The 26,366-nt window shown below is 70.2% G+C and carries 22 protein-coding genes; 14 read left to right on the top strand and 8 right to left on the bottom strand.

Annotated features, from left to right (window positions below; translation table 11 throughout):
* Window positions 1-5 precede the first annotated feature (5 nt).
* A complete protein-coding gene (locus tag QN141_12270) occupies window positions 6-1,145 on the bottom strand; it encodes a PEGA domain-containing protein (protein MDR7559251.1) in 1,140 nt (379 codons plus the stop codon).
* Between the two features lie 365 nt (window positions 1,146-1,510).
* Here QN141_12270 and QN141_12265 point away from each other — a divergent pair, with 365 nt between their 5' ends.
* Window positions 1,511-2,017 carry a M23 family metallopeptidase gene (locus QN141_12265; protein MDR7559250.1) on the top strand — a complete coding sequence of 169 codons (507 nt, stop codon included), beginning with the start codon at window positions 1,511-1,513 and terminating at the stop codon, window positions 2,015-2,017.
* A gap of 7 nt (window positions 2,018-2,024) precedes the next feature.
* On the opposite strand, the gene QN141_12260 is transcribed toward QN141_12265, so the two are convergent.
* The 6 genes from QN141_12260 to QN141_12235 form a co-directional block, all read right to left on the bottom strand.
* Entirely contained in the window at window positions 2,025-2,945 is a 921-nt protein-coding gene (locus tag QN141_12260; GenBank protein ID MDR7559249.1) for a DMT family transporter, read from the bottom strand.
* Entirely contained in the window at window positions 2,942-3,808 is an 867-nt protein-coding gene (locus QN141_12255) for a DUF2877 domain-containing protein (protein MDR7559248.1), read from the bottom strand. The genes QN141_12260 and QN141_12255 overlap by 4 nt, the downstream gene beginning before the upstream one ends.
* Window positions 3,805-4,284 (bottom strand): (2Fe-2S)-binding protein, encoded by a 480-nt coding sequence (locus tag QN141_12250; GenBank protein ID MDR7559247.1) that lies wholly within the window; start codon window positions 4,282-4,284, stop codon window positions 3,805-3,807. Before QN141_12250 ends, QN141_12255 begins: the two co-directional genes overlap by 4 nt.
* Before the next feature lie 107 nt (window positions 4,285-4,391).
* Window positions 4,392-5,273 (bottom strand): xanthine dehydrogenase family protein subunit M, encoded by an 882-nt coding sequence (locus QN141_12245; protein MDR7559246.1) that lies wholly within the window; start codon window positions 5,271-5,273, stop codon window positions 4,392-4,394.
* Complete coding sequence (locus QN141_12240; protein MDR7559245.1) at window positions 5,270-7,612, bottom strand: xanthine dehydrogenase family protein molybdopterin-binding subunit; 2,343 nt, start codon at window positions 7,610-7,612, stop codon at window positions 5,270-5,272. The genes QN141_12245 and QN141_12240 overlap by 4 nt, the downstream gene beginning before the upstream one ends.
* 130 nt (window positions 7,613-7,742) lie before the next feature.
* Window positions 7,743-9,179 (bottom strand): aldehyde dehydrogenase family protein, encoded by a 1,437-nt coding sequence (locus QN141_12235; GenBank protein MDR7559244.1) that lies wholly within the window; start codon window positions 9,177-9,179, stop codon window positions 7,743-7,745.
* 123 nt (window positions 9,180-9,302) lie between these two features.
* Between QN141_12235 and QN141_12230 the strand changes: the two genes are divergently transcribed.
* The 11 genes from QN141_12230 (at window position 9,303) to QN141_12180 (ending at window position 20,840) form a co-directional block, all read left to right on the top strand.
* Window positions 9,303-11,285, top strand: coding sequence for an acetoacetate--CoA ligase (locus QN141_12230; protein ID MDR7559243.1), 1,983 nt, complete (start codon window positions 9,303-9,305; stop codon window positions 11,283-11,285).
* A complete protein-coding gene (locus QN141_12225; protein ID MDR7559242.1) occupies window positions 11,282-11,719 on the top strand; it encodes a carbon monoxide dehydrogenase subunit G in 438 nt (145 codons plus the stop codon). The genes QN141_12230 and QN141_12225 overlap by 4 nt, the downstream gene beginning before the upstream one ends.
* 97 nt (window positions 11,720-11,816) lie before the next feature.
* Window positions 11,817-12,692, top strand: coding sequence for a xanthine dehydrogenase family protein subunit M (locus QN141_12220; protein ID MDR7559241.1), 876 nt, complete (start codon window positions 11,817-11,819; stop codon window positions 12,690-12,692).
* Window positions 12,692-13,189, top strand: coding sequence for a (2Fe-2S)-binding protein (locus QN141_12215; protein MDR7559240.1), 498 nt, complete (start codon window positions 12,692-12,694; stop codon window positions 13,187-13,189). The genes QN141_12220 and QN141_12215 overlap by 1 nt, the downstream gene beginning before the upstream one ends.
* A 4-nt stretch (window positions 13,190-13,193) precedes the next feature.
* A complete protein-coding gene (locus QN141_12210) occupies window positions 13,194-15,542 on the top strand; it encodes an aerobic carbon-monoxide dehydrogenase large subunit (protein ID MDR7559239.1) in 2,349 nt (782 codons plus the stop codon).
* Window positions 15,543-15,550: 8 nt separating this feature from the next.
* Complete coding sequence (locus QN141_12205) at window positions 15,551-16,465, top strand: XdhC family protein (protein MDR7559238.1); 915 nt, start codon at window positions 15,551-15,553, stop codon at window positions 16,463-16,465.
* A gap of 1 nt (window position 16,466) precedes the next feature.
* The gene (locus QN141_12200; protein MDR7559237.1) at window positions 16,467-16,913 is read left to right on the top strand and encodes a carbon monoxide dehydrogenase subunit G; all 447 of its coding nucleotides are present in this window, start codon (window positions 16,467-16,469) and stop codon (window positions 16,911-16,913) included.
* A gap of 60 nt (window positions 16,914-16,973) precedes the next feature.
* Window positions 16,974-17,930: a MoxR family ATPase gene (locus tag QN141_12195; protein MDR7559236.1), complete on the top strand. Its 957-nt coding sequence runs from the start codon at window positions 16,974-16,976 to the stop codon at window positions 17,928-17,930.
* Window positions 17,927-19,069, top strand: coding sequence for a VWA domain-containing protein (locus QN141_12190; GenBank protein MDR7559235.1), 1,143 nt, complete (start codon window positions 17,927-17,929; stop codon window positions 19,067-19,069). Before QN141_12195 ends, QN141_12190 begins: the two co-directional genes overlap by 4 nt.
* 6 nt (window positions 19,070-19,075) lie before the next feature.
* Window positions 19,076-20,200, top strand: a complete 1,125-nt coding sequence (locus QN141_12185; GenBank protein ID MDR7559234.1) for an XdhC family protein — start codon at window positions 19,076-19,078, stop codon at window positions 20,198-20,200.
* Between the two features lie 40 nt (window positions 20,201-20,240).
* A complete protein-coding gene (locus tag QN141_12180) occupies window positions 20,241-20,840 on the top strand; it encodes a nucleotidyltransferase family protein (protein MDR7559233.1) in 600 nt (199 codons plus the stop codon).
* Here the strand turns inward: QN141_12180 and QN141_12175 are convergent.
* Entirely contained in the window at window positions 20,816-22,729 is a 1,914-nt protein-coding gene (locus QN141_12175) for a phosphodiester glycosidase family protein (protein ID MDR7559232.1), read from the bottom strand. The two genes, QN141_12180 and QN141_12175, sit on opposite strands and share 25 nt — an antisense overlap.
* Before the next feature lie 406 nt (window positions 22,730-23,135).
* Between QN141_12175 and QN141_12170 the strand changes: the two genes are divergently transcribed.
* Both QN141_12170 and QN141_12165 read left to right on the top strand, forming a co-directional pair.
* Entirely contained in the window at window positions 23,136-24,848 is a 1,713-nt protein-coding gene (locus tag QN141_12170) for a glycosyltransferase family 39 protein (GenBank protein ID MDR7559231.1), read from the top strand.
* Complete coding sequence (locus tag QN141_12165; GenBank protein ID MDR7559230.1) at window positions 24,823-26,361, top strand: DUF5060 domain-containing protein; 1,539 nt, start codon at window positions 24,823-24,825, stop codon at window positions 26,359-26,361. Before QN141_12170 ends, QN141_12165 begins: the two co-directional genes overlap by 26 nt.
* Window positions 26,362-26,366 lie beyond the last annotated feature (5 nt).

The raw sequence follows: 26,366 nt of genomic DNA, 5'->3' as shown, positions 1-26,366 counted from the left end.
GTCCATCAGGAGTGCGCGGCGATCTGCCGGTGCCGGATCCGGCCCTGGTCGTTGATCAGAAAGACGACGGACGCCCCTTCGGGAATCCGGTACCGCTGGGCCAGGCCCGGATGGCCCAGCAAGATGGGGACGCTGACATTCTCCGCGCTCAGGAACCGGCGGAGGGCGACCCGGTTCGGCCGCAGCAGCACGATCACCGCTTCCTGTCCCGCCGTGCGCGCGGCGAAGGCGCGGGCCGCCGCGGCGCCGCGCTGGTCCAGGTCCCAGATGAACAACACCGCGACGTTGCGTCCCCGGAAATCGGACAGGCGGTAGATGACGCCGCGCCGGTCTTTCAGGGAGAAGGCGGGCGCTTCCGCTCCCACCGGCATCGCCGGCTGCGCCCCGGGCTTCGCCTGAGGACGTGAGGCCGGCGCGGGCTTAGGTTCGGCCGCGGGCTTAGGTTTGGCCGCGGGCTTAGGTTTGGCCGCGGACTTCGGAGTCGGGCCGGCGGCCGGCCGGGCCGCCGGCTTGAGGTTGAGGGTCACGGTCAGCCCGGTGTTGGGCTTGAGGTCGACCTTCTTTGATGTCGCCACATAGCCTTTCCGCGCCACGCGGACGACATAACTGCCCGGCCGCAGCTGCTTCAGCGTGAGCGGCGTCTTCCCCACCCGCTCGTCGTCCATGAAGACGTCCGCGCCGGCCGGCGTGGACTGCACGGTCAGGGACGCCGTCGAGGGCACGGGCGCAGGAGGAGGAAGCGGCGGCGCGCTGACGACGGGCGGAGGGACCGGCGCCGCGACGGGCGCCGGCCGGGGTTGCCCGCCCCGACTGCCCCAGGAGATCACCTCACTGAAGGCGTCGCGGATCGGTTCGCCGAGCCGGGCGATCACCGGAACACGGGCACTGACCTCCGGAATGCTGCCCAGCCCCGCCAGGGCCAGGCTAAAGGCGGCCAGAACGCCGGCGGCAAGCCCGACCACGCGCCCGATTCGGGCGCCGCCGAAACGGCTCCGGGAGACCGGACGCACGTAGGCGGAGAGAACGACGCTGGCCCGGGAGAGATCCGTCCCGCACGTCTCGCAGAACAGTGCGCCCGCCGGCAGAGGCGTGTTGCACATCGGGCACATCTGCGCTTTCTTCAGCGACGACTTCGCAAGGCTCATCGTCAACTCCCCTGAATACCTGCCCAAACCGGCATGCTTTCGGACAGGTCCGACGATCTGCAACAAGCAAGCCGCCTGCCAGAGCCTTGCAAACTCCGTGGAACTTTGTGTCGGTGCGGCCAAAACGTCTGCCGGAGCCTGGGGAACTCGATGCCGGGGCAGGCAGTCTGACGAGGCGAGCGGCGCACCCGATGCCGCACCGCAGGGATGACCACGGGAGCGACGGACGGTGGATGAGCGGATTCCGCCGCGGAGGACGCCCGGCGCGATGTGCAGCGCCGAATCCTTCCGGTCCCCGGTCTGGCCGCCTCCGGAAGGGGGCAGATGTGAAGTGGTTGTCGCGTCCCCCCCTGCGGAGTGCAACGATGGAACACCGGGCCGTTCGCATGGTGATCGGCGTCGCGCTCCTGGCCGGGACGCTCGTCCTGGCGGGCCGGCCGGCGCCGGGTTCACGCGCCGAGGCCGTGGCGGCCTCCGGCCACCCCCTGTTCCTCACCCCGACCTGGGGCTGGTTGAGCTCACCGCAGGGGTGGCGTCTCGATCCCCTCCGGCGGACGATGTGGCAGCATCACTGGGGTATCGATATCGCGGCGGACGTCGGCACGCCGGTGCTGGCCAGCGCGCCGGGCGTCGTGGTCTTCACCGGCTGGTACGCCGGGTACGGGCGCACCGTCTACCTCGACCACGGGAGCGGCTGGGCCACCCTGTACGGCCACCTCAGCGGGACGCGCGTCCTGGTCGGGCAGTGGGTGGAGCGCGGGGAGGAGATCGGCGCGGTGGGGACCAGCGGCCGCAGCACCGGCCCGCACCTGCATTTCGAGATCCGCCGTCACAATACGCCCCTGGACCCGCTGAGGTTCCTCCGCCGCTGACTCCGGCTCAATCCGGCGCCGGAGGCAGGATGCCCCGCGCCTCCGTGCGGATGTCCGCCACCTGGATCAACACGACGGCAGCGGCGATGGCCGCGCCTCCGAGCGCCTGAAGCGGGGACAGCCGTTCGCCCAGGATGGCGAAGGCGGCGGCGCTCGCCACCACCGGTTCAAAGGTCGCCGTAAGGCTGGCCATGCTCGAGGTGATGGTGCGCAGGCCCGTCAGGAACAGCCAGAAGGGCATGATCGTGGCAAAGACGACGATGTAGCCGAACAGCGCCCACTCCTGTGGGGCGTGCCCGGCGAACGCCTTCCACGGCGGAACGATGACGCTCCAGACGAGGGAGGCGGCCCCCAGCGCATACAGCAGGGCGGTCACCGACCCCACCCGGTGCACGCGGCTCCGGCCCAGCACGGCATAGACGCCGAACATCACCGCGGACGCGAAGCCCGTGGCCAGCCCCAGGGGACGAACTCGCATGCCTCCTCCGCCGGTGACCAGCAGGTAGCTCCCCGCCACAGCGACGGCGATGGCGCCGCTCTTCAGACCGGACAGCGCCTCGCGCTCGGCCAGACGGCCGTAGAGGGCGACGAACGCCGGGGCGGTGTACTGCAGGAAGATGGCGGTGGAGACGTCGGTGACGCTGATGGTGAAGTAGTACAGGAACTGGGTGGAGAGCATCACCACACCCAGCACCCCGAGCGGGACGAGGTGTTCGCGGGCCACCCGCAGGGGATGGCGGCGCAGCCACAGCACCAGGAGCAGGACGAGGAACGCCCCCGTCAGGCGGATCTCGACGACCGTCCACGGCTCGATCCGCCGGTTGAAGAGCGTCTTTGCCACGACGCCGGAAATTCCCCACAGGGTCGCCGCCCCGAGCACGGCCAGGTATCCCCGCAGGTTCCCGGAAGCAGGCGCCGTCCGCGTCATCGGCGAGGGCCCGCCGGAGCCCACGCCCGGAGGCCCAGGAGGAATCCCGCCAGCATGTCCGCTCCGGAGGTCTCGCCCGTCGCCAGCACCCGGCGGGTCGCCTCCTGGACGGCGTCGTCGGAGTCCCCCTCCAGGGCGCGGGCCAGGAGGTGCCAGGCCTCGCCCACCTCACCCCGGGAGGCCGCTTCCAGGTAGGCCAGGCTGATTCGCGTCGTGCGGCCGCGCGCCGCCTTCAGCACCTCCGCCCCGATCGCGGAGGCGCGAGCGCGGTCGGCCAGGGCGGCGGCCACCAGGACGCCGAGGAGCACGTCGTCGCCCGACGGGGTGAGACCCGCTCCCAGCCCCGCCAGCAGCGCGGTGCCGGTCGCCGCCGCCGTCCGGTCTCCGGTCCGCAGGCCGGCGAAGAGGGCGTCCATACCCCGGGCGGCGCGGGCGGATCGTGAGGCGGGATGGGCGAGACTCGCCGCCGGGGCCTCCGCCAGCACCTCCGCGATGTGGCCTGCGGCCCACCGCCACCGCGACGCCCGGGCACGATCTCCTGCGCTGAGCGCGGCCAGCCCGGCGTTCCACACCGCGGCGTCGGAGAGGTCGATCCGGATGTCGGGATCGACCGTCAGCGCCGGCGGCGCAAGGCGCACGGCGGCCCCGACGGCAAAAGCGCCGAAGGAAAATCCGGCCCGGGGCTCGGCCACGATGTTCAGCGGCCCGCGGCCGAGGGCGGGGGAAACCAGGGCGACGATGCGGCCCCGCAGCTCGAGGTAGCAGCTGCGGGAGAAGACCGCCACCGTGGTTCCCGAAGAAGGGCGCTCCAGCAAGTCGGCGATCGTCGAGCCGATCCAGCGGGCCGAAATCGACGCGCTCACGCCCCGCTGCGCAGGCGCGCGGCGGCGTCCCGGACGGCGTCGACGATGCCCTGGTATCCCGTGCAGCGGCAGAGGTTGCCGGCGAGGACCTCGCGGATCTCAGCGTCGCCGGGCGCCGGCGTCTCGCGGAGGAAGGCCACCATGCTCATCAGGATGCCGGGCGTGCAGAAGCCGCACTGCAGGCCGTGGTGGTCGCGGAACGCTTCCTGCAGAGGGTGGAGATGCTCCGGTGTCCCCAGCGACTCCACCGTGGCGACCTCCGCCCCGTCGGCCTGCACCGCAAAGAGCAGGCAACTGCGCACCGCCCGGCCGTCCAGCAGGACCGTGCACGCCCCGCAGACCCCGTGCTCGCACCCCAGGTGGGTCCCGGTCAGGCCGAGGTCCTCGCGGAGGAAGTCCGCCAGGGTCCTGCGCACCTCCACCTCCCGTGTGTGGATCGCACCGTTGACGGTGACGGTGATGGTGCGCCGGTCCACGGGTTGCCCAGACCGCCGGGGCGCCGTCCTGCCGGGCCGCCGCGGGCGCAGGGTGGCCGACGATGACCTGGAGCCGCGTCTGCCGCGCGGGCCGCCGGGGGGTCGGTTCATCCCCTGCCTCCCGAGGTCTGTCCCTCCACCCGCCGGGCGGCCAGACGCAGCGCCCGCTCGGTGAGGACGCCGGCGACGTGCCGGCGATACTCCGCGCTGGCGTGAATGTCGTTGTCGGGGGTCAACCGCGCGGTGACGATACGCGCGGCCTCGGCGAAGGCGCGATCGTTGAGGCCGCCTTTCAGGACCGCTTCCTCCGCCTCCTCCACGCGCGTCGGTGTCGCCCCCACGCCGGTGAAGGCCATCCGCACCCGGCGGACGGCGTCGCCGTCTCGTTCCAGCGCCACAGCCACGCCGGCCAGCGCGAAGTCGCCGTGGCGCCTCGCCACCTCCAGGAAGGCGGTGCCCAGGTGCTGGTGGGCGGGCAGCCGCACCTCCACCAGGAGTTCGTCGGGCAGCGCGGCCGTGGTGAGGTAGCTCAAGAAGAACGCCTCCGCCCGCAGGGTCCGCTTCCCCCGACGGCTCTGCAGGACCACCGTACCGTCCAGGGCGGCCAGCACCGCCGGCAGCTCTGCAGCGGGATCGGCGTGGGCGATGCTGCCTCCGATCGTTCCCCGGTTGCGGATCTGAGGATGACCGATGCAGCGCACCGCCTCGGCCAGCAGGGGAAGCTTCTGCCGGACGACGGGGGAGGTTTCGGCGGTCCGCTGCCGCGTCATCGCCCCGATGCGGATCTCCTTTCCGTCCTTGATGTAGTCCAGCTCCCGGACCCGGTTCAGGTCCACCAGGACGCGCGGGCGGGCCAGGCGCATGTTGAGCAACGGGACCAGGCTCTGTCCGCCGGCCAGGACCTTGCCCTCGGCTCCGTAGCGGTGGACCAGCGCCACGGCGTCGTCGAGCGTCTCCGGAGCGGCGTAGAGGAACGGCGCGGGCTTCATCGCGCGCCCACCGCCAACGCCGCCGTGATGATCTCGAGGAGCCGGCTCGGGGAGAGGGGCATCTCGGTGATGCGCACCCCGAACTCCTGGAGCGCGTCCTCCACCGCCTGCGCGATGAGGGCGCCGACCGGGATCACGCCGGCCTCGCCGGCCCCTTTGACCCCCAGGGGGTTGCGCGGAGACGGCGTCTCCAGATGGCCGATCTCCACGACGGGGACTTCGGCGGCGGTCGGCAGCAGGTAGTCCATGAAGGTCTGCGTCAGAAGCTGTCCGCTCTCGTCGTAGACGAGCCGTTCGTAGAAGGCGCCGCCCAGCCCCTGCGCCACGCCGCCCCGGATCTGCCCCTCCAGGATGAGGGGATTGATCACCCGCCCGCAGTCGTGCACCACGACGTACTTCAGGACCGAGAGCATTCCGGTCTGCGGATCGACCTCCACCAGGCAGGCGTGAGCGCCGTTGGGCCACGTCCCGCCGGAGGGGGCGAAGTAGCGGCTGGCCTCCAGGCCGGGCTGATCCCACTCCCTGGGGATGGTGCCCCGCAGCGGGTTGGCGGCCACAGCGATCTCCGCCAGCGTCATCGCCCGGCCGGGGGTGCCGCGGACGAAGACTTTGCCGTCGGCCATCTCCAGGTCCTCGACCCGGGCCTCCAGCCTCGTCGCGGCCACCTGGAGGGCCTTCTCGCGAACGGCCTGGGCCGCCAGGTAGACGGCGTTGCCCGCGACCACCGCGGCGCGGCTGGCGAAGGTGCCCGTGCCCCAGGAAAACGCCCCGCTGTCGCCGGTCACCACCGTGACGTCCTCCACCGGCACGGTGAGCGCGTCGGCCACGATCTGCGCGAACGAGGTGTAGTGGCCCTGTCCCTGGGTGCCGACGCTGGTGGCAGCGAAGACCTTGCCCGACGGCTCCACGGTGACGCGGCATCCCTCGTACGGCCCAATCCCGGAGCCCTCGACGTAGCAGGCGATACCCAGCCCGACATACCTGCCCTCGCGACGGAACTGCTTCCGCCGCTCGGGCCACCCGGCGTAGTCGATCATCTCCATGGCCTTGCGCAGTGTCGCCGGGTAGTCCCCGCTGTCGTAGACCACCGGTGCGTTGTCCTGGTAGATCAGTCCGACCTCGTAGGGGAACTCGTCGGGCTGGATGAAGTTGCGCTCCCGCACGATGGCGCGGTCCAGCCCGAGTTCCCTCGCCACGCGGTCCAGCAGGCGCTCCATGACGAAGACACCGTGGGGGCGGCCCGCGCCGCGGTAGGGGCTGACGATGGTCTTGTTGGTAAAGACGGCTTTGAACTCGCAGTGGTAGTTGGGGATCTTGTAGGGGCCGGGCAGGGTGGTGCTGGCCACGATGGGGACGATGATCCCATAGGGGATGTACGCTCCCGAATCATAGAGGAACTCCGTCCGCACCCCCAGGATGCGGCCGTCGGCGTCGACGGCGATGGCCGCGTCGTGGATCTGCAGCCGCTCCTGGTTGGTGGCGACGAAGTGCTCGCGTCGGTCCTCGATCCACTTCACCGGCCGGTTCAACTGCATCGCCGCCCAGGGGATGAGGACCTCTTCGGGATAGCACATCATGATCTTGGGGCCGAAGCCGCCGCCGATGTCGGGGGCGATGACGCGGACGTCCTGCTGGGGCAGCCCCAGGAGCTGGCTGAGGTAGTTGCGAATGCGGATCGGCGCCTGGGTGCTGTCCCACACCGTCAGCTGGCGCAGCTTCGCCTCCCACTGCGCCACGATCCCGCGGCACTCCAGGGGCGCCGAGGCCCCGCGGTCGAAGACGAACCGCTCCCGGAAGACGTGGGCGGCGCGGGCGAAGGCCTCCTCTACGTTGCCCACGCGCTGGGTATAGTGCGCGCACACGTTGGTGCCGATGTCCTCATGGACCAGCGGCGCGTTCGGTCGCGCCGCCTGCTCCAGATCCACCACGGCGGGCAGCGGATCGTATTCCACCTCGATGAGTTCCACGGCATCTTCCGCCACATAGCGATTCTCGGCGATGACCAGCGCGACCGGCTCGCCGGCGTAACGGACCTTCTCGGGAGCCAGGGCGTACTGCGTCTTGTGGTGAAGCAGCGCCGGGTGGGGGATGAGTTTCGGCAGCGGCGCGGCCAGGGCCGGGGGCAGATCGGCCCGGGTGTAAACCGCCGCCACCCCGGGCGCGGCCCGCGCCCGGGACACATCGATGCGGAGGATACGGGCGTGGGCGTGAGGGCTGCGGAGGAAGGCGGCGTGAACCACGCCGGGCGGTCGGATGTCGTCGACGTAGAGCCCGCGGCCGGTCAGCAACCGCGGGTCTTCGCTGCGTTTGACGCGTTCGCCGAAGTAGCGCGTCCCCATGGGAAACAGGGGTTCATATTATACGGAGACCGGCGTGTCGCCTGCTGCCCGGCGGTTCCAGCCCCCGGAAGAGACGATGCGGTTGGTGCGGCGGAAACCGTCTAAAGCCCGGTCTGGCTCCGGACGGCCGCTACCCCTGGCGGATGGCGATGATCTGGATGTTGGTCATCTCCTCCATCGCGTAGCGCACCCCCTCGCGGCCGATCCCGCTCTGCCGGTTGCCGCCGTAGGGCATGTGGTCCACACGGAAAGTGGGGGCGTCGTTGACGATGATGCCGCCGAAGTTGAGCCGGCGCATGGCCTGAAAGAGGCGGTCGAGGCTGCGCGTGAAGACGGCGGCCTGCAGCCCGTATTCCGTGGCGTCGGCCAGATGCAGCGCCTCCTCGAAGTCGTCGTAGGGCATCACGGAGGCGACGGGCGCAAAGGCTTCCCGGGCCACGACCGTCATCTCAGGCCGGACATCCGTGAGGACCGTGGGCCAGTAGACGGGTCCTTCCCGCCGTCCGCCGGTGGCCACCCGGGCGCCGCCGTTCACCGCCTCGGCGACCCAGCCTTCGATGCGCACCGCCTCGCCCTCGTCGATCATCGGACCGACGTCCACCCGTTCATCCAGGGGGTCGCCGACCACCATCGCCTCCGCGGCCCGGGTGAACCGGTCCAGGAACGGATCGTAGACGGTCCGGTCGCTCAGGATGCGCTGCACGGAGAGGCAGACCTGCCCGGAGTTGTAGTAGGCGCCGACGGCGCAGCGCCGGGCCACGAACTCCAGGTCGGCATCGGGGGCGACGATCACCGGCGAGGTGTTGCCCAGTTCAAGGGTGATCTTCTTGATCCCGGCGCGGGAGACGATCTGCCGGCCGACGTCCGCGCTGCCCGTAAAGGTCACCTTGGCCACGCGGGGATCGGTGACCAGCCACTCGCCCACGGTGCCCCCCGGCCCGGCGACAAGGTTGATCGCCCCCGGGGGCAACCCGGCCTCGATGAGGGTCTCGACCAGGAGGACGGCGGTGAGCGGCGTCCAGGAGGCCGGTTTCAGCACGACGCTGTTCCCCGCCGCCAGCGCGGGCGCCACTTTGTGCGCCACCAGGTTGAGCGGGAAGTTGAAGGGGGTGATCGCCGCCACCACCCCGACCGGTCGGCGGACGAAGAAGCCGAAGTAGCCCTCTCCGGCGGCCGCGGCATCCAGGGGCACCGTCTCGCCGTGCAGTCGTTTGGCCTCTTCCGCGGCGAAGGTGAAGGTGCTGATGCCCCGGTCCACCTCGATGCGGGCGTACTTGAGCGCCTTGCCGGCTTCGGCGGCAATGGTGCGGGCGAACTCCTCGCGTCGGGCCCGGATCCCCGCCGCCGCGGCCTGGAGGATCGCCGCCCGGCGGTGGGCGGGCATCTCCGCCATGAGGGGGGCCGCCCGGAGCGCGGCGGCGACGGCGGCATCCACATCATCGCGTGTCGCGGACGGGATCGTGCCGATGATCTCGCCGCTGTACTTGTTGCGGACGGGGATCACCTCGCCCCCGCCCGTCCACCGTCCTCCGATATACAGCTTCCGATCGACCTGTTGCACAGCCATACCAGATCACACTCCCGCAGGGAACGGCTGCCGGAGCTCCGGCGCCTCTACCCTGTCTCTTCGGCAAGGCGCCGGGGACGCCTTCGGTCAGGGTGGAACGCTATAGTGGAAGGAGGGACAGCGATGAAGCAGCCTCTGTGGGAGCCGGACGAGCGGCGCCGGCACCAAGCCAATATCACCGCCTTCATGGCGCAGGTCAATGCCACCCATCGTCCGGGCGTGCGGACCTATCCCGAACTGTGGGCGTGGTCCGTGGAGCATCTCCCGGAGTTCTGGGCCCAGGTCTGGACCTTCGCCGGCCTCCGCTCGACCGCCCCCTACACCGCGGTCGTCGACGACCTGACGCGCTTCCCCGGCGCCTCCTGGTTCCCCGGCGCCCGGCTGAACTTCGCCGAACACCTGCTGCGCTGGCGCGACGACCGCCCCGCGCTCATCTTCCGGGGAGAGACGGCGCAGCGGGCGGCGCTTACCCACGCCCAGCTCTACGACGCGGTGGCCCGGGTAGCCGCCGCCCTGCGCGGGTGGGGGGTCGGGCCGGGGGATCGCGTGGCCGCCTACATGCCCAACCTCATGGAGACCGTGGTGGCGATGCTGGCCGCGACCAGCCTGGGCGCACTGTGGGCGTCGTGCGCCACCGACATCGGTCCGGCCGCGGCGCTGGACCGTCTGGGACAGGTGGAACCCGCCGTGCTCTTCACGGCCGACGGCTACCGGTACAAAGGGACGCGCTATGACACACGGGAGAAAGCCGCCGAGGTGGCGCGGGGCATCCCGGGCCTGCGGCGGGTGGTGGTGGTGCCGTTCCTGGAGGAGCGGCCGGATCTGAGCGCCATTCCCGGGGCGATCCCGTACCCCGAGCTACTCGGCGGAGGTCCGGCGCCGGGACTGAAGTTTGAGCCGTTGCCTTTCGGCCACCCGGTGTACATCATGTTCTCTTCCGGGACCACCGGCAAGCCCAAGTGCCTGGTCCAGAGCGCGGGCGGGGTGCTCATCAACCACCTGAAGGAGCTGCTGCTACACACGGACCTGACCCCCGAGGATCGGATCACCTATCTCACGACGTGTTCCTGGATGATGTGGAACTGGCTGGTGAGCGCGCTGGCCGTGGGGGCGACGGTCGTGCTCTACGACGGCAGCCCGACCTACCCCGACGCCGGGGCGATGTGGCGGATGGTCCAGGACGAACGGATCACCGTCTTCGGCTGCAGCGCCAGCTATCTCCACGCGCTGCGAACGCAGGGCGCTCATCCCGGTCGAGAGTACGATCTCTCCTCGCTCAAGGAGATCTCGCAGACGGGATCCCCGCTGTCGGCCGAAGGATTCGAGTACGTCTACCGCGAGATCAAGTCCGACCTCCACTTCAACTCCATCTCGGGCGGCACCGACATCAACGGGTGCTTCGCGGCCGGCAATCCCATCAGTCCGGTCTATGCGGGAGAGCTGCAGGGACCGGCGCTCGGCATGAAGGTGAACGCCTACGATGAAGAAGGGCGGCCGGTTCGCGATCGACCGGGCGAACTGGTCTGCGAGGCGCCCGCGCCCTCGATGCCGCTGTATTTCTGGAACGATCCCGATGGGCGGAAGTACTTCGAGGCGTACTTCGCCTACTATGACCGTCCCCGTGTCTGGCGCCACGGGGACTACATCACCATCCACAGCGATACGGGAGGGATCACCTTCCACGGCCGGTCGGATACCGTGCTCAAACCCTCCGGCGTACGCATCGGCACGGCCGAGATCTACAACGTCGTGGAGCGCATTCCGGGCATCCTGGACAGTCTCGCCGTCGGACAGGAGTGGCGGGGGGACCAGCGTATCATCCTCTTCGTCAAGCTCGCACCGGGCCGGGCGCTGACCGATGACCTCCGGGAGCGCATCCGCGACGACCTGCGGAGGCGGGCTTCCCCGCGGCACGTCCCGGCGGTGATTCTGGAGGCGCCGGACATCCCCTATACGCTGAACATGAAGAAGGTGGAGAGCGCGGTGACGAACATCATCAACGGCCGGCCCGTGGTCAACCGCGATGCGCTGATCAATCCCCAGGCGCTGGACTTTTTCGTCGGTATCCGCGACGACCTGGCCGGCCAGATTGAGGAGAAGCGATGAAAGTCGAAGGCACCTATACCTTCCCTGCTCCCCGCGAGCGCATCTGGGCGCTGCTCAACGACCCGGCCGTCCTGGCCCGCGCCACCCCTGGCGTGAAGACGCTCACCCCCCAGGGCCCCGACCATTACGCGGCACGGATCGAGTTGGCGGTGGGACCGGTCAGGGGCGTGTACGACGGGACGGTCAGCATCACCGAGAAGGCTCCGCCGGAGCGGATGACCCTGCGGGTAGAAGGGGGCGGGCGGCCCGGGACGATCCGGGCCACCGGGGAGCTCCGCCTGGTGGAACAGGACGGCCGGACCGTCGTGCACTACACCGGCGAGGCGCAGATCACCGGCCTCATCGCCAGCGTCGGCCACCGCCTGATCGGCGGCGTGGCCCGGCAGATCGCCGGCGAGTTCTTCAAGGCCGTGGAGAGGGAACTTCCCCGCTAGAAGGGAATCCGGAGATTCCGGAGAATCAACCTCCGAATTTCCCGTCGCTTGCCTGGACAGGGGTCCATAGCTCGACGGCACGAGGGGGTGTTGGGTGATGATCCCGGCCTCGTTCGAGTACTTCTCGCCCCGGACCGTTCCCGAAGCCGTGCACCTCCTGGCCCGCTACGGCCCCGAGGCGAAGCTCCTGGCCGGAGGGCACAGCCTCGTGCCGCTGATGAAGCTCCGCCTGGCCGCCCCCCGGTACATCATCGACCTCAACCGCATCGACGGACTCAGCTACATCCGGGAGGAGGACGGCGTCCTCCGCCTCGGCGCCCTGACCCGCCACGCCGAGATCGAGCACTCGGAGCTCATCCGCGCCCGCTACCCCCTGCTCGCCGACGCGGCCCGGGTCATCTCCGATCCCCTCGTCCGCAACATGGGCACCATCGGCGGCTCGCTGGCGCACGCCGACCCGGCGGGAGACTGGGGCGCGGCCATGCTGGCCGCCGGGGCCGAGGTCGTCGCCGTCGGTCCGGGGGGGACGCGCACCATCCCCATCGACGGGTTCTTCGAAGGGACGTTCGTCACCGCCCTCCGGCCGGACGAGGTCCTGACCGAGATCCGCCTCCCGCGGGCGGCGAAGGACGCGGGCGGCGCCTACCTCAAGCTCGAGCGCAAGGTCGGGGATTTCGCCATCGCCGCAGTCGGTGTCGGGCTCCTGCTCGACGGCGGCGGGACCTGCCAGCAGGTCGGCATCGGCCTGTGCAACGTGGGGCCGATCAGCCTCCGGGCGGCGCAGGCCTCCCGACTGCTGAGCGGTCGGAAACCCGAGGAATCGGTGCTGGCCAGGGCGGCCGAAGCGGCCGCCGCAGAGTGCGATCCCGCCGACGACCTGCGCGGTCCGGCCGATTACAAGCGCGACATGGTGCGGGTCCTCACCCTGCGGGCGCTGCGGCTGGCCGTGCAGCGCGCCAGAGGAGGTGCCTGATGGGACATCGCATCGCCGTCACGGTGAACGGGACCGTCCGGGAAGCGGAGGTCGAACCGCGGTTGCTGCTGGTCCACTTCCTCCGGGAGGTGCTGGGCCTGACCGGCACGCACATCGGCTGCGACACCACGAACTGCGGCGCCTGCACGGTCCTGCTCGATGGCCGCGCCGTGAAGTCGTGCACCATCTTCGCCGTCCAGGCGGACGGCCGGGCGGTGATGACGGTGGAGGGGCTGGCCCGGGACGGCCAGCTCCACCCCATTCAGGAGGCGTTCCACCGGCAGCACGGCCTGCAGTGCGGCTTCTGCACGCCGGGGATGATGATGGCCGCCTACGCCCTCCTGCAGCGCCTCCCCGACCCGACCGAGGAGCAGATCCGCTGGGGCATCGCCGGCAACCTCTGCCGGTGCACCGGCTACGTCAACATCGTCGCCGCGATCAAGGACGCGGCGGAGAAACTTCGCACCGGCCCGGCTGCGGTCGGGGGAAGGAGCTGAAGACATGGCCGAGGCCCACGGCATGGGGCACGCCGTCAGGCGCAAGGAAGACGCCCGCTTCATCCGCGGCAAGGGGACCTACATCGACGACCTTAAACTCCCGGGCATGCTGTACCTGGACATCGTGCGCAGTCCCTACGCCCATGCCCGGATCACCGCCATTCGCCCGGAAAAGGCGCTGGCCATCCCCGGCGTCCTGGCCGTGATCACCGGCAGGGATCTGGACAAGTACGGGCTGGCCTGGATGCCGACCCTGATGTCCGACCGGCAGATGGTGCTGCCGATTGACACCGTGCTGTATCAAGCGCAGGAGGTGGCGGCCGTGCTGGCCACGGAGCGCTACCTGGCCGCGGACGGCGTCGCCGCCGTCGAGGTGGACTACGAGCCCCTGCCGGTGGTGGTGGATCCCAGGAAGGCCCTCCGGCCCGACGCCCCGATCCTGCGCGCGGACCGCGAGCAGAAGACCAACCACATCTGGCACTGGGAGGTGGGCGACCGGGCGGCCACGGCGCAGGCCTTCGCCCAGGCCGACGTCACCGTCGCCCAGGACCTCTACATCCCGCGTATCCATGTTTCGTCGATTGAGACCTGCGGGTGCGTGGCGCAGTGGGACGCCGTGGAGGGGAAGCTCACGCTGTGGATGACCACCCAGGCCCCCCATGCCATCCGCACGGTGGTGGCCCTGGTGGCCGGACACCTGGGGCTGGCCGAGCACAAGATCCGGGTCATCTCCCCGGATATCGGCGGAGGCTTCGGCGGCAAGGTCCCGGTCTATCCGGGCTATGTGCTCGCCGTGGCCGCCTCCGTGCTCACGGGCAAGCCCGTGAAGTGGATCGAAGACCGCATGGAGAACCTCCAGGCCGACTCCTTTGCCCGCGACTACCACATCACCGCGGAGCTCGCGGCGACGCGCGACGGCACCCTCACCGCCCTGCGCGTCAAGACTATCGCCGACCACGGCGCCTTTGACGCCGCGGCCAACCCCTCGAAGTTCCCGGCCGGCCTGTTCTCCATCTGCACCGGTTCCTACGACTTCCGGTCGGCCTTCGTCGAGGTGGATGGCGTCTACACCAACAAGCCGCCGGGAGGGATCGCCTACCGCTGCTCCTTCCGCGTCACCGAGGCCTCCTACACCATCGAGCGGATGGTGGATCTCATGGCCCACGAGCTGGGCATGGATCCCGCGGAGTTCCGGCTGAAGAACTTCATCCGGCCGGAAGCCTTTCCGTACAAATCCGCGCTGGGGTGGACCTACGACAGCGGGAACTATCACGCCGCGTTGAAAAAGGCCATGGAGATCGTGGACTACGCCGCCCTGCGCCGGGAGCAGCAGGCGAAGCGCCGCGCGGGCGAGCTGATGGGTATCGGGATCAGCAGCTTCACCGAGATCGTCGGCGCGGGTCCGTCCCACACCTTCGACATCCTGGGCCTGAAGATGTTCGACAGCGCCGAGATCCGCGTCCATCCCACGGGCAAGGCCGTGGCGCGCTTTGGAACCAAGTCCCAGGGGCAGGGGCACGAGACGACCTACGCGCAGGTCATCGCCCACGAGCTGGGCATTCCCGAGGACGACATCGTGGTGGAGGAAGGCGACACCGATACCGCCCCCTACGGGCTGGGGACCTACGCCAGCCGGAGCACGCCGGTGGCCGCGGCCGCCGGGGCCGTCGCCGCGCGCAAGATTCGGGAGAAAGCAAAGAAGATCGCCGCGCACCTGCTGGAGGCCAGCGAGGCCGACCTGGAGTGGGAGCGGGGGAAGTTCTTCGTCCGGGGGTCGCCGCAGCGGGCCAAGACCATCCAGGAGATCGCCTTCGCCGCCTACACGAACCACCCCCCGGGCCTGGAGGCGGGCCTGGAGGCGGTGGCCTACTACGATCCGCCGAACATGACCTTCCCCTTCGGCAGTTACATCTGCGTCGTGGATATCGATCGGGGCACGGGGGAGGTCAAGATCCGGCGGTTCGTGGCGGTGGACGACTGCGGGAACATCATCAACCCGATGATCGTCGAAGGGCAGATCCACGGCGGGCTGACTATGGGGCTGGCCCCGGCCCTGTACGAGGAGATCACCTACGACGAGGACGGCAACATCCGCGGGGGGAGCTTCATGGACTACCTGCTCCCCACGGCCGTGGAGACGCCGCGCTGGGAGACGGCCAAGACGGTGACGCCTTCGCCCCACCATCCGCTCGGCGCCAAGGGCGTCGGGGAGTCGGCCACGGTCGGCGCGCCGGCGGCCATCGCCAACGCAGTCATCGACGCGCTGTGGCATCTAGGGGTGCGCCACATCGACATCCCGATCACCCCCTGGAAAGTGTGGCGGGCGCTCCGCGAGCACGGGGTTTCGGAATAGGCCCGCTGATGGGCGACCTTCTCGAGCGGGCGGCGGCGTTGCGGGCGAAGGGGCTGCCCTTCGCTGTGGCCACGGTCGTCCGGGCGGAGCGACCGTCTTCGGCCCGCGCGGGGATGAAGGCCCTGATCCTGCCGGACGGCACACTGGAGGGATGGGTCGGGGGCAGCTGCGCCCATCCGGTGGTGCTGACCGAAGCGCTCCAGACGCTGCGGGAGGGGATCCCGCGGCTGATCTGCCTCAGCCCGACACCGCCTGCCGAACGGCCGGGGGTGATCCACCATGTCATGACCTGCCACAGCGGCGGCAGCCTGGAGATCTATATCGAACCGGTGCTCCCCCGCCCCGTGCTCCTCCTGATCGGCGACGCCCCTCTGGTGGCCGCGCTGGCCGAGATGGGCCGGCTGCTCGCCTTCGACGTCTGGATGGCCGGCCTGCCCCACTCGCTGGAGGAACTGGCCGAGCGGATCACCCCGGACACCGCCGTCGTCGTGGCCACCATGGGCACCTACGACGAGGAAGCCCTCCTGCGCGTCCTGGGCTCGCCCGCCGGCTACGTGGCGCTGGTGGCCAGCCGGCGGAGGGCCGAGGCGGTAGCCGCCTACCTGCGCGGCCGGGGGATGACGGAGGCGCAGATCCGGCGGATCAAGGTGCCGGCCGGATTGGACATCGGGGCGGTGACCCCGGAAGAGATCGCCCTCAGCATTCTCGCCGAGCTCGTGCAGATCCGGCGCGGCCGGACCCTTCCGGTCGCCCCCGCCCCCGCGCCGGCCGCGGCCATCGATCCCATCTGCGGGATGGCCGTGACCCCCGGGACCGCGCAGCACACGGTCGAGTTCGCCGGGATGCGCTACTACTTCTGCAGCGCGCATTGCCGCCAGACGTTTGAGCGCGACCCGGCGGCCTACGCCGCCGCGGGCGCCTAGCATGCCGCTGCACTACGAGGGAATGCTGGCCATCCGCGCCGGGCGCCGTCAGGTCTGGGGGTTCCTGGTCGATCCCCACAGGGTCAGCCGCTGCCTGCCCGATGTCCAGAGCCTGGACGTCCTGGGGGAGGGCCGCTTCCGGGCGGTGGTCCGCGTCGGCGTGGCCTTCATCCGGGGGAACTTCACCTTTGAGGTCACCATGCGGGACCTCCAGGAACCGGCGCACGCCGTGATCGCCGGCCGGGGGAGCGGTTTGGGTAGCGGGGTCGACGTCACGAGCACCGTGGATCTGGCCGACGGCGAGGGCGGCGTGACGGAGCTCCGCTGGACGGCGGACGTGGTGGTCAGCGGTCCCCTGGCCACCGTGGGCGCCCGACTGCTGGACAGTACGGTGGAACGGAAGACCGCGGAACTGTTCGAGTGCGTGAAGGCGCAGCTGGAGGCGTGAGCCTCCCGGCCACGGTCGGTCCCTCTGGTCGCTGCTGCAGCGTTCCCGTATGATGAAATTATGCACCCCGAGATCGTCCGCATCCAGTCCATGCTCGAGGACCAGGGGTATGTGGCCGACCAGAGTCTGGCCACCTCCGTCTACCTGGCCATCCAGCTGCGCAAACCTCTGCTCATCGAAGGCGCCGCCGGCGTTGGCAAGACGGAAGTGGCCAAGGTCATGGCCCGGGCCCTGGACACGGACCTCATCCGCCTCCAGTGCTACGAGGGCCTGGACGCCACCACCTCGCTGTACGAATGGAACTACCAGCGCCAGCTGCTGCACATCCGGCTGCAGGAGCACAGCGATCTGCCCGTCGAGATCCGCGAGCGGGAGATCTTCAGCGAACCCTTCCTCCTGAAGCGGCCGCTGCTGGCCGCGATCACCCATGAGCGGGCCCCGGTCCTGCTCATCGACGAGGTCGATCGCGCCGATGAGGAGTGGGAGGCCTTTCTCCTGGAGGTGCTCTCCGACTGGCAGGTGACGATCCCCGAGATCGGCACGATCCGAGCGAAGCACATCCCCTACGTGGTGCTGACCAGCAACCGCACCCGGGAGCTGGGCGACGCGCTGCGACGGCGCTGCCTGTACCTCTGGATCGACTACCCGGCCTTCGACAAGGAACTGGCCATCGTCCGGCGCAAGGTCCCGGCCATCAACGACCGCCTGGCGGAGCAGATCGCCGCCTTCATGCAGTTTGTGCGCAAGACGAAGCTGGAGAAGACGCCCGGGATCGCCGAGACGCTGGACTGGAGTCTGGCCCTCATGGCGCTGCACCACGACCACCTGGACGAGGCCGCGGTGGCCGAGACGCTGGGGGTCCTCTTTAAACAGCGCGACGACGCCGAGCGGGTACGCACCCAGTGGCTGGACCACCTGCTGGCCAGCGTCGCCGCCCTGGACCGGGAGCCGCGACCGTGGACGCAGGAGATGATCGATCGGGTAGCCGGCCAGGGTGTCGGGCTGCCCCGCCGATGAACGCGCCGCGCCGCTTCGGCAACCTCACCGCCCACGTCGTGGCCTTCTGCCGGCGCCTCCGCGCGCGCGGGGTGCCGGTCGGCCCGCGGGAGGCGGCCGACGCCCTGCGCGCCCTCGGTGCGGTGGACGTGGGCGACCGCCGGGAGTGCTATCTCGCGCTGCGCACCGTGCTGACCTCGCGACGTGACGACCTGGCCGTCTTCGACGAGGTGTTCGAAGAGTACTGGAATCCCCCACCGCCCGACGGCGCCTCCGGTGCCCAGTCCGCGCCGGACGCCGAGGCCGCCGGCGACGGCGTGCAGCCGCCTCCGGCACTGGCGGAGTGGCTGGACGACGCGCCGCCGGCGGAGGGCGACGAGCCGCTGCCGGCCTACAGTCCCGTCGAGGTCCTGGTGCAGAAAGACTTCAGCACCTTCACCGCCGACGAGCTGCACGAGGTGACCCGGCTGGTCGTGGCCATCGCCCGGCGGGTGGCCACGCGGCTGTCCCGCCGCACCCGTGCCGCCCGACACAGCGCGCGGGTGGATCTGCGTCGCACGATTCGCCACAGTCTGCGCCGCGGCGGCGAGATCGTGGATCTCGCCTACCGGCGGCGGAGAATTCAGCGCGTGCAGGTGGTCCTGCTGGCCGACGTCAGCGGCTCCATGGACCTGTACAGCCGCTTCCTGATCCAGTTCATCTACGCTTTGCAGCACGCCCTGGGGCGGGTCGAGACGATGGTGTTCAGCACGTCGCTGACCCGGATCACCGATGCAATGTCGGAGGACGACCTGCGTACCGCGCTGGACGAGGTGGCCAGGCAGGTCCCGGACTGGTCCGGAGGGACGAAGATCGGCGCCAGCCTGCGGACGTTCCTGGACCGCTACGGTGCGCGGCTCCTGACGCCCCACACGGTGGTGCTGGTGATCAGCGACGGCTGGGACACCGGCGACATCGAGATCCTGGAACAGGCCATGGCCGAGCTGCACCGCCGGGCGGGGCGGGTGATCTGGCTCAATCCGCTGCTCGGCAGCCCCGGCTACGAGCCGATCTGCCAGGGGATGCGCGCGGCGTTGCCCTATGTCGATGTCTTTGCCTCGGCGCACAACCTGGAGAGCCTGCGCCGGCTCGAGAAGCACCTTGCGGCGCGGCGGAGGTAGCGCCTAATGAGAGAGCTGCTGGACATCCTCACGGCCATCGACACCTTTGCCGGGCGCGGCGAGCGCCTGGCGCTGGCCACGATCGTGGGCGTCCGCGGGTCGACCTACCGGCGCGCGGGGGCGCGGCTGCTCATGAGCGCCTCCCAGGAGATGGTGGGGAACATCAGCGGCGGGTGTCTGGAGAGCGACCTCATGGTCGTGGCCGACGAGGTGATGGCCAGCGGCACCCCGCGGCTGGTGACCTACGACCTCACCGCCGACGACGACGCGGTGTGGGGGTTGGGGCTGGGCTGCAACGGCGCGGTGGAGCTCTTCGTCGAGCCGGTGGATCCGGCCTCGGCGCAGTGGCCCCTCCTCCGCGCCGCCCTGCAAGGGGAGCGGACGATCGCCCTGGTGAAACTCCTGGACGGGCCGCCGGCCGGGCGGTGGATCGCCGTCCGTCCCGACGGCGCGGGCGAAGGCAGACTGGATGATCCGGAGGCGGAGACCCGCGCCGTCCGGGCCGCGCAGGCCGCGCTGGCCGAAGGCGCCTCCCGGCTGGTGGTCCTGCCGACGGCCGGGGGAGACCGAAGGGCCTTCGTCGAGGTGATCCGCCCGCCGATCCGCCTGATCGTCTGCGGGGCGGGACACGACGCGATCCCCGTGGTGCAGTTCGCCTCGGCGATGGGCTGGCGGGTCGTCGTCGTGGACCCGCGGGAACGATTCCTCACCCCGGAGCGGTTTCCCGGGGCCCGGCAGTTCGTGCGGGCTTCGGCCGAGGAGGCTGCGGGACGGGTGGCGATCGACGATCGGACCTACGTCGTCGTGATGACCCACAACTACCTTCACGACCGGGATCTCCTGCGCGGGTTCCTGGCCACGCCGGTGCGCTACATCGGGATGCTGGGACCGCGCCAGCGCACGGAGAAGATCCTCGAGGAGCTCCGTGGGCAGGGCGTGATCCTCACCGCGGAGGACCGCGCGCGCCTGTTCGGTCCTGTGGGTCTCGACATCGGGGGCGAGGGTCCGGAGGCGATCGCCCTGGCGCTGCTGGCGGAGATCCAGGCGGTGGAGGCGGGGCGGCGGGGCGGATTTCTGAGAGAGCGGCGAGGGCCTATCCACGAAACGCAGCGGGCGGCCGGGGCCTCCTGAACCGGGGACCGGCAACAGCGGGCTGCGGCGCGATGCCACTGTGCCGCGAGATGTTGCCGCCATCATCCTTGCCGCCGGCGGCAGCCGGCGGATGGGACGGCCCAAACTCCTCCTGTCCTATGAGGGCCGACCGCTGCTCCTCCGCGCCGTGGAGGCGGCGGCGGGTGCCGGGTGCTCGAGCATCCTCGTCGTGCTGGGCGCCGACCGCGACCGCTACCTGCCGCTGCTGGGGAGCGTCCCGGCGCGCGCCGTCCTGAACCCCGACCACAGCGAGGGAATGGGCAGTTCCATCCGCGCCGGCGTCCGCGCGCTGCCGGCCTCCGCCGAGGCCGCGGTGATCCTCCTTGCCGACCAGCCGCGCATCGACGCGGGCATCGTGGGCCGCCTGATCGCCGCCTACCGGGCCACGGGCAAGCGGATCGTGACCTGCCGCTACGGCGCCGTGCTGGGCGCGCCGACGCTGTTCGACCGCAGCCTGTTCATCGAGCTGCTCTTGCTGGAGGGGGACCAGGGGGCGCGCCAGGTGATCGAGACCCATCGGGGCGAGGTGGCCACCGTCGAGATCCCGCCCGAGGCCGCCCTGGACATCGATCTGCCGGCGGACCTCGAGAGACTTCAGGGGCCCGGTGCGGGAGCCTGAGGGCCCAGGACCAGCAGCGCCACGGCCACCGGCCGTTCTCCGGTTTCGTCGGAGGGTTGGTTGACGACCCGGTGGCCGACGACCAGGGTCGACGATCCGCCGCCGTCCAGGTTCATCGCCTCCACCGCCCCCAGCCGCCGCAGGGCGATGGCCAGCTCCGGCAGCGTCATGCCCAGGCTGTGGGTCGGCTGGCGGCCGTCGACGACCAGGAGCAGGATGCGGCCGTCGGCCAGCACTCCGATCGCCGTGCGCGGGTGACGACGGTCGGTGAGCGCCGCGGGGAAATCCTCCGGCGGTGTCCACTCGCCGCCGCTGAGCAGCCGCGGCCCGCCGCCGACGGCGTGGACGATCTGCTGCCAGCGCGAATCCGCCCCGCGGGGAACCAGCACGGTCTGCACGACGACCGGCAGGCCCGGAGCCAGGGCGCGCAGGATCCACTGCCGCGCCCGCCCGTGTCCGGAGAGCACGAATCCGTCCCGCGGGATCGGAGAGTTTCCCCGCTGGTCCGCGACGGAGACGACGACGCCGTTGCTCACCACCGCCTCGGCGCCGAAGGCGTTGGTCCGCGTGCTCGCATCGTAGATCGGCCGGTACAGGATCAGCTCGTCGGCACGCCGTTCGCGGTTGAGCCCGTCGATCCGGGCCGAGGCCTCCCCGGCCAGCGCCGTGAACTCCGCATGGAGCCGGTCGAAGAGCACCGTCCCCTCCGCCGTGATCCCGGCACAGGAGCGCCGGACGTCGGGTTCGCTCACCCACTCGCCGTCGATCATCAGGCAGCCCAGGGGGTCTCCGGCGGCGGAGAAGTAGCCGCCGTTGGCCGCGGCCAGCGCTCCGGTGCGTCTGGCGATCTCGCTCACCCGCTGCCGGCGCATCCGGCCGCCGTCGCCCACCGCGGGGACGAGCCGGGCCCCGGAGGTGGGATCGAGGAACAGGGCCGCTTCACGCGAAGGACCGGCCAGTCCTTCGAAGGACGGCAGCGTCTGCACCACCCAGGTGGCGTATCCCTCGCGGCCCAGCCGTTCCTTCAGGGCCTGGGCATCCACGATGCTGGCGAAGTTGCCCGCGCGGACCTTGTAGAACCCGTCCTGGAACTCCACGTCCACCGGCAGGCCGCGCTCCTGCAGGCGCAGGGCCAGACGGCGGGCGTTGCTCTCGCTGGTGAAGGCGCCGACCTGTACCCGCCACAGGACCGGAGCGCGCAGCACACCCCGCTTTTCCACCAGCAACTCCAGGCCCGGGGCGACCGGGATCGTTGCGCGCAGCCGCACGCCGTTCTCCACGCCGAGCAGGACGCCGGCCGCGAGCGACGCCGCCTCGGCGCGCGTCATCGGGTCCTGGGGCCGGAAGGTCGCGGCGGCCGGTTCGGCCAGCAGCGGCGGGTCCATGCGCAGCGCCGCGTTGACGGCGCCGCGCTCCGCCTCCGCCAGCGTCGCCGCATCCTCAAAGGGCGGAGGCTGCAGAGCCAGCGCCGCAGCTTCCGCCGCGTAGCCGATGGCGCGGACGGCAATCATCGCGGCCTCCAGGCGCGTCACCGGGGCGTCGGGGAGAAACATCGGCGTCCGCGGGATGATGCCCCGGGCCACCGCCGCCTCCACGAAGGGCGACGCAGGATGATAGGGTGGGACGTCTACGAAGGAGGTGAGGGCGCCGGGACGCACCGGCAGCCCCGCGGCGGCGATCACCCACCGCAGGAACTCCGCCCGGCTGATCGGGTCATCGGGACGAAAGGTCTGGTCGGCTCCCGGGGGTGCGATTCCGCGTCGCAGCAGGAGGGCGATGCGTTCCGCCGCCCAGTGCCCCGCCACGTCATTCGGAGGCTGGGCCCAAGCCGGCGGTGTCCGCGTCGGCAGGGTGGCCGCGATGAGCACCAGAACGGCAAGCGTCCGCATGGTCCGACCTTTCCCCTTCCTTCGGCCGTCCCGCGCTCCATCCTCCGTTGCCTCAACTCCGCCACCAAAAATAGTGGCCGGAGGGAGGAGGAGAACTATATGTGGTGGCGAACTATTGTGCGTGACGGCACGCAGCCGTCCAGATCCGCGCGCGGAGGCGCAAGAGGGAGGGTGGTCAATGGCCAAGAAGAAGGCGGCCAAGAAGAAGAAGAAGTAGACCCGACGCAGGCGTTCACGACTGCGTTGATGACAAGAGACGGTTCGCGACCGTCTCTTGTTGTTTTTCCCGAGGGTCCGGGTGGAACTTCGGCGGAGGAGTCACACCTCCAGCGGCGTGCCCGCCATAATCCGTCCGGAGACAGATGTACGGACAACAAACTCTCATACTAGTATGACCTTGTCCTCCGTGGATATTCTTGTCCGGCCACCCGGCCATCTTGCCAAGAAGATCGCTTTCCGTTGGAAACGGGTCGCCGTCGGGCGCGAGCTTCTCCTCGCGCTGGTCATCGTTACTGGCGCCTGTCTGCGGCTATCGGCCATCGGCCGCAAGACCCTCTGGTACGATGAGGCCTTCAGCTGGTGGATGGCGGGCCGGACGGCGGCCGACATCTGGCGTCTGAGCCGGCTCATCGACTTCCACCCCCCGCTCTACTACGGCCTCCTGCACCTCTGGACGGGATGGTTCGGGGACCACGAGGCGATCCTCCGTCTTCCGTCGGCGGCCATCAGTATCGCTGCCTTGCCGCTTGTGTACGCGCTCGGGCGCCGGCTGGCGGGCGACACGGCGGCCCTCCTGGCCACCGCACTCATCGCCACGTCCCCCTTCCATCTCTACTTCGGGCAGGAGGCGCGAATGTACGCGCTGTTTGCCTTCGCCTGTCTCCTCGCGATGTGGGGCGCGGCGGCGATTGATCAGGCGGCAGGCCAGCCGAGCGGAGGCGGTCTCCGTCGCCGGGGATGGCTGGCCTACGTCGGCGGGACGGCGCTCGCCCTGTGGAGTCATGACGCGGCAGTCCTCTTCTGGGCCGTCGCCGCTGTCCTGCTGCTCAGCGCCGGGTTCGGCCGGCAGGCCCTGCGGGCCGGTTTCCTCCTCCGGTACGCCCTGGCGCAGCTGGCCGTGCTGGCCCTGTGGAGTCCGTGGATGATTCCGGCGATAGAGCAGATTCTCACCGATCGTGGAACCACTACCATGGCGGTCGGCGATGCCCTCACGGCGCTGGAACGGCTCTACTTTCCCCTGCAGGGGCTCCCCCTGCCGCCGCGCTGGGAGCCGCCGCTGGTCGCACTGATCCTGCCCGCGCTGGCGGGCCATGTCCTCTGGCAGACCATCCGGGATCCTCGCTGGGAGCGGGTGGCCGTGGCGGTCCTGTGGTTGGTGGCCCCGCTCCTCCTGTTCGCTGTCGGTCCCTTCGTCTTCCACCGCGCCTTGCGGTGGGATGGAGCGGCCAGGGCGGTGATCTGGACGAGCATCCCGGCGGCCGTGGCCATTGCCCGCGCTGTGGTCGCGTACCCCAAGAAGCTGGCGACTACCGCCGTGATCGGGTTGCTGACGCTGAATCTGGCCGGGGCCGCAAGCTACTTCCGTCATCCGAAGGCGAGGAAGGAGACGATCGCGCGCCACATAGCCCAACGTGCCAAGCGGGGAGACGTCGTGGTCTTCTACCTGCCCTCGGGCGTCATCCTCTTCGACTACTACTACGTGAGATTCGGTGGGCCCGACGTGATCCGCCGTGGGATTCCCGCGGATTTTCCCGGGAGGCCAGGTGAGCTGAGAAGGGCGGAGTGGCTTCTGGGGCGGCAGATGACGGAGGAGGACATCCGTCGGCTCGAACAGTATGTTCGGGAGAACCCTCGAGTATGGTTCGTCTACGGATGGACCCAAGACGAGCCCTTTCCGGCGGGGCGCATCGACGGGCTGGTGCGCGTCGACATCCTGCCGGGCGCCGCCCGAGTGTCCCTGTATGAGGGGGACGGAGAGGGTGACCAGGGGGAGAGTTCGCCGTGGAGAAAGTCGAAAGTCTCACCGCGGCTTCCTGATGCTGTACCGCCCGGGCCTGCTGGCGGGTATCCTCCTGGGCCTTCTCGGATGGGCCATGATCGAAGCCTCACGACCCACTGATCTCTTTTCCGCGACCCCGGTGGCCGTCCCGAAGTGGACGGTGCACGAGATCTCGCTCACCGCGATCCGTCCCGTCGCCGATCCCTATCGCGACGTCACGGTCACCGCAACCTTCACCGGGCCCAGCGGGGAGCGGATGACCGTACGCGGCTTCTGGGACGGCGGAGCGACGTACCGAATCAGGTTCACGCCCACCGCGGAGGGGGAGTGGCGGTACAGTACGGCGTCCTCGCCGCCGGATGCCGGGCTAGAAACGACAGGGATCCTGCAGGTCGGTCCACCCCCGGCCGGGAACCACGGCTTTCTCCGCCGTGACGAGGCCCACCCCCACAGTTTCGTCTGGGACGACGGGACACGGTACTTCATGTGGGGCCAGACCTATTACCAGATGGTCCTGGCCGCGCTGGCCGGCGATCCGTGGCGTGCGGCGGTCGATGCCACGGCCGCCCACGGCATGAACAAGATTCGACTCCTCCTGACCACCTGGTGCGCCGGTCGCCGCGTCGGCGTACCCTGCGCCGCGCCCTTCGCCGGGGGCGACCACGACACCCTGGATCTGCCCTACTGGCGCGCCTTCGATACCGTTATCCGCTACCTCGAAGCCGCAGGGCTCGTGGCCGACGTGATCCTCTTCACCGACGCGCCCGGCGCCTTTGGGACGCCGGCCCAGGACGAACGGTACGTGCGGTACGCCCTGGCCCGCTACGGTGCCTTTCACCACGTCATCTGGACCCTGACCAACGAGTGGGAGTACACCGACCGGCCGCAGGAATACTGGAACGCAATCGGCGCCATCGTGCGCAACGAAGATCCGTGGATGCGCCGCGGGGGATTCCTGCGGCCGCTGTCCATCCACCAGCGGACCCGGATCGACTTTCAATTCTTCGGGTCGTCCTGGCCGGTGCACGCCGTGATCCAGTACGGCCTGCGCAACCGCCGGTACATCCACGGCGACGAGTGGGGCCACGCCGGCATTCTCTTCAACCGCGGCCGGGGGATGCCGGTGGTCAACGACGAGTACGGCTACATCGGCGAGCGGCCGCAGGCCGGGGTCGCCGTCTACGATCGCGACCAGCACCGACGGGCGATCTGGGGCATCGCGCTGGCCGGCGGCTTCGGCAGCGCCGGCGACTGCGGGCTGCAGGGCTGCGACGGGACGGCGCCCATCTTCACCACGCGCTGGCTGGACCGGCCGGAGTATACCGACATCGGCCATCTGGTGCGCTTCTGGGCGGAGCGCGGCATTCCGTACTGGACGATGACGCCCGCCAACGCGCTCGTCCGCTCCGGCGATCGGATCTATGTCCTGGCCGATCCGGGAGCGGAATACGTGGTCTACACCGCCACAGGCGCGGCGTTCTCCCTCGCCCTGCCTTCCGGTACGTACCGCTACGAGTGGTTCGACCCCGCGACGGGGACGATCGCCGGCTCCGGAACCGTCGCCGCGGGGGCGGGGGCCCGCGCCTTCACGCCGCCGCAGGCGCGGGATCTTGTGCTCCACCTCAAGAAATAAGAAAA

The sequence above is a fragment of the Armatimonadota bacterium genome, from assembly GCA_031459765.1.
Lineage (GTDB): Bacteria > Sysuimicrobiota > Sysuimicrobiia > Sysuimicrobiales > Kaftiobacteriaceae > Kaftiobacterium > Kaftiobacterium secundum.
The sequence above is the reverse complement of the archived record's forward strand: the minus strand, read 5'-3'. Positions and strand labels throughout refer to the sequence as shown.

Bases quoted from the DNA above. Each gene is read 5' to 3' on its own strand.
- QN141_12270 (MDR7559251.1), bottom strand. From the start codon at position 1,145: ATGAGCCTTGCGAAGTCGTCGCTGAAGAAAGCGCAGATGTGCCCGATG.
- QN141_12265 (MDR7559250.1), top strand. From the start codon at position 1,511: ATGGAACACCGGGCCGTTCGCATGGTGATCGGCGTCGCGCTCCTGGCC.
- QN141_12260 (MDR7559249.1), bottom strand. From the start codon at position 2,945: ATGACGCGGACGGCGCCTGCTTCCGGGAACCTGCGGGGATACCTGGCC.
- QN141_12245 (MDR7559246.1), bottom strand. From the start codon at position 5,273: ATGAAGCCCGCGCCGTTCCTCTACGCCGCTCCGGAGACGCTCGACGAC.
- QN141_12240 (MDR7559245.1), bottom strand. From the start codon at position 7,612: ATGGGGACGCGCTACTTCGGCGAACGCGTCAAACGCAGCGAAGACCCG.
- QN141_12235 (MDR7559244.1), bottom strand. From the start codon at position 9,179: ATGGCTGTGCAACAGGTCGATCGGAAGCTGTATATCGGAGGACGGTGG.
- QN141_12230 (MDR7559243.1), top strand. From the start codon at position 9,303: ATGAAGCAGCCTCTGTGGGAGCCGGACGAGCGGCGCCGGCACCAAGCC.
- QN141_12225 (MDR7559242.1), top strand. From the start codon at position 11,282: ATGAAAGTCGAAGGCACCTATACCTTCCCTGCTCCCCGCGAGCGCATC.
- QN141_12220 (MDR7559241.1), top strand. From the start codon at position 11,817: ATGATCCCGGCCTCGTTCGAGTACTTCTCGCCCCGGACCGTTCCCGAA.
- QN141_12215 (MDR7559240.1), top strand. From the start codon at position 12,692: ATGGGACATCGCATCGCCGTCACGGTGAACGGGACCGTCCGGGAAGCG.
- QN141_12210 (MDR7559239.1), top strand. From the start codon at position 13,194: ATGGCCGAGGCCCACGGCATGGGGCACGCCGTCAGGCGCAAGGAAGAC.
- QN141_12205 (MDR7559238.1), top strand. From the start codon at position 15,551: ATGGGCGACCTTCTCGAGCGGGCGGCGGCGTTGCGGGCGAAGGGGCTG.
- QN141_12200 (MDR7559237.1), top strand. From the start codon at position 16,467: ATGCCGCTGCACTACGAGGGAATGCTGGCCATCCGCGCCGGGCGCCGT.
- QN141_12195 (MDR7559236.1), top strand. From the start codon at position 16,974: ATGCACCCCGAGATCGTCCGCATCCAGTCCATGCTCGAGGACCAGGGG.
- QN141_12190 (MDR7559235.1), top strand. From the start codon at position 17,927: ATGAACGCGCCGCGCCGCTTCGGCAACCTCACCGCCCACGTCGTGGCC.
- QN141_12185 (MDR7559234.1), top strand. From the start codon at position 19,076: ATGAGAGAGCTGCTGGACATCCTCACGGCCATCGACACCTTTGCCGGG.
- QN141_12175 (MDR7559232.1), bottom strand. From the start codon at position 22,729: ATGCGGACGCTTGCCGTTCTGGTGCTCATCGCGGCCACCCTGCCGACG.
- QN141_12165 (MDR7559230.1), top strand. From the start codon at position 24,823: ATGATCGAAGCCTCACGACCCACTGATCTCTTTTCCGCGACCCCGGTG.